The sequence below is a fragment of the Saccharothrix sabaoui genome (genome assembly GCF_051756985.1).
Taxonomy (GTDB): domain Bacteria; phylum Actinomycetota; class Actinomycetes; order Mycobacteriales; family Pseudonocardiaceae; genus Actinosynnema.
The window spans coordinates 1-3959 of sequence record NZ_JBPKJK010000312.1 but is presented as its reverse complement, the minus strand read 5'-3'; the positions used below and the strand labels follow the sequence as shown (position 1 = coordinate 3959).

Below are 3959 nucleotides of genomic sequence, written 5' to 3'. Positions count from 1 at the left end.
CCACGTCTCGGGCGGTGTCGTCCGCCGTCACCGGGCCGTCCCCCGGGAGCACGGGTCGTGCGCGTCCGGTGTGAGCGCACCGGGCACGCCGAACCCCAACGCGGTCGGCGCAGCGGCAGCCTCGACGCACCGGTCGGAAGTTCTCATTGACCCTGACTCCTGTTCACGGCCATACTTTTCATATATGTGAAGCGGGATCGTACTTGTGAACGTATTGGCCGGACTGTAAGAATCGGCGCATCGACGTGTCAAGTGCGTGTTGCCGGAACGTTTCCCGTGGAGGACTTCGTGACTGGACCCGCGTCACCCGCTCGGCCGAACGCGGTCAAGTCCGCCGATCGGACTGTGGAACTGCTCGAAGTCCTCTCGTCGTCGGACCGGCCCCTGACGTTGACCGAACTGCACCGCGAGCTGAGCTACCCGAAGTCGAGCCTGTACATGCTGCTCCAGACGCTCGTCGCGCGCGGCTGGGTCGAGCTCGACCAGACCCGCGGCACCTACGGCATCGGCGTGCGCGCCCTGCTCGTCGGCACCTCCTACCTCGACCACGACCCGGTGGTGCAGGTCGCCATCCGGGTGATGGAGCAGGTGCGGCGCGAGATCAACGAGACGGTGCACCTCGCCCGCCTCGACGGCGCCGACGTGGTCTACCTGGCCAGCCGCGAGTCCGAGCACCACCTGCGCGTCGTGTCCCGCGTCGGCCGCCGCCTGCCCGCGCACTCCACCTCGCTGGGCAAGGCCCTGCTGGCCGCCCGCACGCCCGCCGAGGTCGACTCGATCCTGCCCGCGCGGCTGGTCCCCCTCACCCAGAACACGATCGTGGAACGGCCCGCGCTGCACGCGCAGCTCGCCGGTTTCCGCGCCGTCGGCTACGCCCACGAGCGCGAGGAGAACACCCCCGGCCTGGGCTGCTTCGCCGTCGCCCTGCCCTACCGCAACCCCGTGCTCGACGCGATGAGCTGCTCCGTCCCGCTGGGCCGGCTCGACCAGGACCACGAGCGCCAGGTCATCGAAGCGCTCCTGCACGGCGCCCGCACCATCACCGAACTGCTCCGCCAGTTCGGCCGCTGACGCGGCGCCCCCCCGATTTCCCCACTTCCCGCTCCTCCGAAAGGTCGAATGGTGACCGAACGAATCCTGATCACCGGGGCGGCCGGCATCGTCGGCACGCTGATGCGCAGCCGGCTGGCCGCTCCGGACCGGACCCTCCGCCTGCTCGACATCGCCCCCCTCCCCCCGGCGGACGCCGGCGAACGGGTGGAGTTGGTGACGGCCTCGGTCACCGACGAGGCGGCGATGGAGGCGGCCTGCGCGGACGTCGACGCCGTGATCCACCTCGGCGGCCACAGCCTGGAGCGGCCGTGGGCGGACATCCTCGACGTGAACATCAACGGCACGCACGTGGTGCTGGAGGCGGCGCGGCGGGCCGGGGTGCGCCGGGTCGTGCTGGCCAGCTCCAACCACGCCGTCGGCTACTACCAGCGGTCCTCCGGCGAGGCGGGCGACTACCTGTTCCCGCAGCCGGACACGTACTACGGCGTGAGCAAGGTGGCGCTGGAGGCGCTGGGCAGCCTGTACGCGTCGCGGTACGGGATGGACGTGATCGCGGTGCGCATCGGGTCGTGCTTCGAGAAGCCGCGCGACGCCCGGATGCTGTCCACGTGGCTGTCGCCGGACGACGGCGCGCGGCTGTTCGAGGCGTGCCTGTCGGCGCCGTCGCCCGGGTTCCGGGTGGTGTGGGGCGTGTCGGACAACACGCGGCGGTGGTTCTCGCTGGCCGAGGCCGAGGCGCTGGGCTACAAGTCGGAGGACGACTCCGAGGTGTTCGCGGAGGAGGTGCTGGCGGAGAAGGGCGAACTCGACCCGGACTCGCCCGCCTACACCCACCTGGGCGGCATGTGGTGCGGTCCGGAGTTCGACACCGCCGTGAAGGAGGCCGGCCGATGACGGGCACGGTGGGCACCGGGACCTCGGGGACCTCTGGCACCTCGGGCACCTCGGGCACCTCGGGCACCTCGGGGACCGACGACGTGACCGGGGCCGGCGTCCAGGGCTACGACCCGCGAACCGGTGAACCTTTCGGCCCTCCGGTCCCCGAGTCGAGCGACACCGACGTGGACCGCGTGGTCACGGCCGCCGCGGCGGCCTTCCCCGCGTGGTCGTCGCTCCCCGCCGCGGAGCGCGCGACGGCCCTGGAGTCGGTGGCCGACGCGCTCGACGCCGCGTCCGAGGAGCTGGTCACCCTGGCCGACGGCGAGACCGCCCTCGGCCGCCCCCGGCTGACCACCGAGCTGAAGCGCACGACGAACCAGCTGCGACTGTTCGCCGAGGTGCTGCGCGAGGGCAGCTGGGTCGAGGCCACGCTCGACACGGCGGACCCCGGCATCATCCCGCCGCGCCCCGTGCTGCGGCGCATGCTCCGTCCACTCGGGACGGTCGGCGTGTTCGCGGCGTCGAACTTCCCGTTCGCGTTCTCGATCGCCGGCGGCGACACCGCGTCCGCCCTGGCCGCGGGCTGCCCGGTGGTCGTGAAGGCGCACCCGTCGCACCCCGGCACCTCCGCGGCGACGGCGCGCGTCGTCGAAGCCGCCCTGCCGGCCGGCGTGTTCGGCGTCGTGCACGGCCAGGGGGCGGGCGTCGCGCTGGTCCGGCACCCGGCCGTCAAGGCGGTCGGCTTCACCGGCTCCACCGCCGGCGGCCGGGCCCTGTTCGACCTGGCGTCGTCCAGGCCCGAGCCGATCCCGTTCTACGGCGAGCTGGGCAGCATCAACCCGGCCGTCGTCCTCCCCGCCGCCGCCGACGCGCGCCCCGAGGGGTTCGCGGCCGAGTTCGTCGGCTCGCTCACGCTGGGCGTCGGCCAGTTCTGCACCAACCCGGGCCTGCTGTTCGCGCCGGGGTCCCTGGTGCCCGCGCTCGCCGCGGCGGTGTCGGGCGCGGCGGGCGGGCCGATGCTCAACGAGCGCATGTGCGACGCCTACCGCTCGGGCACCGAGGGCCTGGCCGCGTCGGGCCTGGCCAAGCTGGTCGCCCACGGCACGGCCCCCGCCGAGGGCTGGAGCGTCGAGCCGCGGCTGTACGAGGTGCCGCTGTCCGGGTTCGCGGACAACCTGGCGACGCTCACCGAGGAGCACTTCGGCCCGGCGGCGGTCGTGGTGACCTACTCCTCGCTCGACGAGCTGCTCGACGTGCTGCCGAAGCTGCCCGGCACGCTCACCGGCACGGTGCACGCGGCCGACGCGGAGCTGGCCGACGCCGGGCGGGTCGCCGAGGCGCTGCGGCCGGTCGTGGGAAGGTTGATCTTCAACGGCTGGCCGACCGGGGTGGCCGTGGCGTGGGGCATGCACCACGGCGGGCCTTGGCCGTCCACCACGAACGCGCTGCACACGTCGGTCGGTGCGACCGCGATCCGGCGGTGGGTCGGGCCGGTCACCTACCAGTCCTGGCCGGACGAGCTGCTGCCGCCGGAGCTGCGGGACGGGAACCCGATGGGGATTCCGCGGCGGGTCGACGGGGTGCTCGGGGTCCACTGAGGACGACCGGCGGCCGGGCGGGCAGCTGGGTGCGGCCAGTTGGATGCGGTCGGCCGGCTGGGTGCGGTCGGCCGGTTGGATGCGGTCGGCCGGTTGGATGCGGTCGGCCGGCTTGATGCGGCCGGCTGGGTGCGGCCGGGCGGGCGCTCGGCGGCCAGCCGGACGGATGCGGTCGGCCGGGGGCTCGGCGGCCGGCTGGTGGGCGTGGTCGGCCGGGAGGGCGTGGCTGGTGGGGCGTGTGGGGCAGGTGAGGATGAACGGGGGCGGGTGCGCGGGTGGGGGGCGGTGGGTGGACGGCTGTGGTCGCTCGGGGTTTCCTCATGTTTCAACCGAGTGGCGAAACCCCGTTTTCGTACATGTTCCCCTCCATGTTCACCCGATCCAGCTAGGCAAGATCGTCTTGGGAGATCAAGGTTAGTCCTGGTTCGG

At 73.1% G+C, this 3959-nt stretch carries 3 protein-coding genes; all 3 read left to right on the top strand.

The genetic code is table 11. The annotated features are described in order from the left end of the window. The first annotated feature begins 252 nt into the window (after positions 1 to 252). From ACR807_RS41405 to ACR807_RS41395, 3 genes are read left to right on the top strand one after another with little or no spacing between them, the layout of a single operon-like run. On the top strand, positions 253 to 1071 hold the full coding sequence (locus tag ACR807_RS41405; protein WP_438927027.1) for an IclR family transcriptional regulator: 819 nt from the start codon (positions 253 to 255) through the stop codon (positions 1069 to 1071). Positions 1072 to 1119: 48 nt separating this feature from the next. Further along, on the top strand, positions 1120 to 1947 hold the full coding sequence (locus ACR807_RS41400; RefSeq protein ID WP_438927026.1) for an NAD-dependent epimerase/dehydratase family protein: 828 nt from the start codon (positions 1120 to 1122) through the stop codon (positions 1945 to 1947). Then, positions 1944 to 3530 carry an aldehyde dehydrogenase (NADP(+)) gene (locus ACR807_RS41395; protein WP_438927025.1) on the top strand — a complete coding sequence of 529 codons (1587 nt, stop codon included), beginning with the start codon at positions 1944 to 1946 and terminating at the stop codon, positions 3528 to 3530. The genes ACR807_RS41400 and ACR807_RS41395 overlap by 4 nt, the downstream gene beginning before the upstream one ends. Positions 3531 to 3959: the final 429 nt, after the last annotated feature.